4 protein-coding genes are annotated in these 2053 nt (G+C 41.2%); all 4 read left to right on the top strand.

The window, feature by feature from the left end:
- The coding region (locus tag WBA23_RS16490) for a winged helix-turn-helix domain-containing protein (RefSeq protein WP_424583385.1) at window positions 1-174 on the top strand (174 nt) is incomplete at its 5' end.
- Between the two features lie 193 nt (window positions 175-367).
- Window positions 368-859, top strand: a complete 492-nt coding sequence (locus WBA23_RS16485) for an aspartyl protease family protein (RefSeq protein WP_424583384.1) — start codon at window positions 368-370, stop codon at window positions 857-859.
- A gap of 58 nt (window positions 860-917) precedes the next feature.
- Window positions 918-1055, top strand: a complete 138-nt coding sequence (locus WBA23_RS16480) for a hypothetical protein (protein WP_424583383.1) — start codon at window positions 918-920, stop codon at window positions 1053-1055.
- A 48-nt stretch (window positions 1056-1103) separates the two neighbouring features.
- The coding region (locus tag WBA23_RS16475) for a beta galactosidase jelly roll domain-containing protein (protein ID WP_424583382.1) at window positions 1104-2053 on the top strand (950 nt) is incomplete at its 3' end.

Raw genomic sequence — 2053 nt, 5'->3', positions numbered from 1 at the left:
CCGGTTAGCCGGTATGATTTATTAGAGAACATTTGGGGATACGAAGACGATCAGCCCACCACCCGTACGGTAGATAACTTTATTGTGAAACTTCGCCAGAAGATTGAATCTAATCCAAATGATCCTCGCCATATTCTTACCGTCCACGGAGTAGGTTACAAATTAATCCCATAAATACGAAGATTAGTGAATATTGATAAATGAACAATAAAAATAGCCTATTAGTCTGTCCAGTATCACTCATATGTCATTAATCACCCATCGTTGTTTACTTAGATATGACATTTTTTTACAAGCTTTGACGGTACGGTGGCAAATGTTAGAGGGTAGTTCACGTACTTTATACTAAGAACTTAATACCCTCCCAATGAAAAAATTAACGCTACTTATGTCGCTTATTGGGATTTTGCTCTCAGGATTTACTAACGAAACTTACGAATATGTTAAAGTAGTGAACTGGCAGTACAAACCTATTATCAAAGTTAAACTGAACGGAAAGTCAGCATATTTCTTAGTAGATACCGGTTCGGATATGACAATTCTCCATAAGCGTGAAGCCAATCATTTTAACTTTCAACCATTACAAGTTAGCGCAAGCAGTCAGCAAGTATTGGGACTCAGTGGTAAACGCCAAACCATTTACAAGGCAAAAAACGTTAAAATGATCATTGGTTCTATGCCCATTAAAGCACTATTTAAAACCTACGACTTATCGGGCGTAGTATCATCATTAGGCAGTAGGATTGATTTAAAAATAGACGGAATCATCGGTTCCGATGTTATGAAACGATACGGATTTATTATTGACTACCAAAAACAAACAATCGCGATCAAGACCCGCAAGTCTGCTCGCAAATGAGATAACCGCTAAGCTAAAATATGCTTTAGTAACGGTTAAAAAACAAGTTTTCGTTTTTATGGGAGATAGTTTTGGTTTCAGACAAGGCAAAAATGTAGACGAAGCAGCACTTCGGCGACCGGCATCCCAGCGAGACTTTTTAACCGGGCGGCGATCCGCGCAGTATGAGACCGAGAATGACCGCATAAAACAATAATATTATTTTTTGACCATTACGTAGTTTAGCCCGCTGCTAATAAGAATTATGCTTCAAGTTACATCAGTAAAAACGCTGGTCCTTTTGGTAGGAATGCTTTTCAGCCAAACCCTATTGGCAAACAACTGGCGTATGGTATTAGATTTATCGGGTGACTGGCGGTTTTCCATTGGCGATAACATTCAGTGGGCTAACCCCGACTTCAATGATCGCCAGTGGGAGACCATTCGTGCCCCAGCCCCCTGGGAAAGTCGAGGATTTCATGGTTACGATGGCTACGCCTGGTACCGTAAGTCTTTTACTCTACCTTCCTCGGTGGAAGGAGATAATCTTTACCTCTCATTAGGCTATATCGATGATGCAGATGAAGTTTACTTAAATGGAAAGCTTATTGGATTCTCCGGTTCATTTCCCCCTTACTTTCACACGGCCTACCGAGCGTATCGGCGATACCCAATTCCAGTAGAATACTTAAATACTGATGGAGTTAATGTCATTTCAGTTCGAGTGTATGATTCAAAAATAGATGGTGGAATCATTGCGGGAAAAGTAGGTTTAATGATCGACGACTCCGAAGCTCAATTGGATGTTGATCTTCGGGGAGTGTGGAAGTTTACTCTGGGAGATAACTCCCGATGGAAGGAAAACGATTTGGGGGATAGCAAGTGGGAAAAAATTATGGTGCCCTACTTCTGGGAGGCTCAAGGATTTCATAACTACGATGGCTACGCTTGGTACCGAAAAACTTTTTTCTTACCGGAAGATTTCGCCGGCGATGAGATGCTACTACTGTTAGGGTTGATTGATGACTTCGACCAAACCTTCGTTAACGGAATAAAAGTTGGTTCAACTGGCTTCCGTAGTAATGACCGTCCGGAATTGAGTGACGATGTTGCTTATCGGCAGGTTCGCAATTATTCGGTTCCTTCTAACATACTAAATCCAGGAAGTTTTAATACTATCGCAGTTCGAGTCTACGACAAATACGTAGACGGTGG

The organism is Tunicatimonas sp. (assembly GCF_049647865.1).
Taxonomy (GTDB): Bacteria; Bacteroidota; Bacteroidia; order Cytophagales; family Cyclobacteriaceae; genus Tunicatimonas.
This window is presented reverse-complemented; position numbering and strand designations above follow the sequence as displayed.

What these genes read in the sequence shown, in the direction of transcription:
- WBA23_RS16485 (WP_424583384.1), top strand. Translation starts at nt 368, where the DNA reads ATGAAAAAATTAACGCTACTTATGTCGCTTATTGGGATTTTGCTCTCA.
- WBA23_RS16480 (WP_424583383.1), top strand. Translation starts at nt 918, where the DNA reads ATGGGAGATAGTTTTGGTTTCAGACAAGGCAAAAATGTAGACGAAGCA.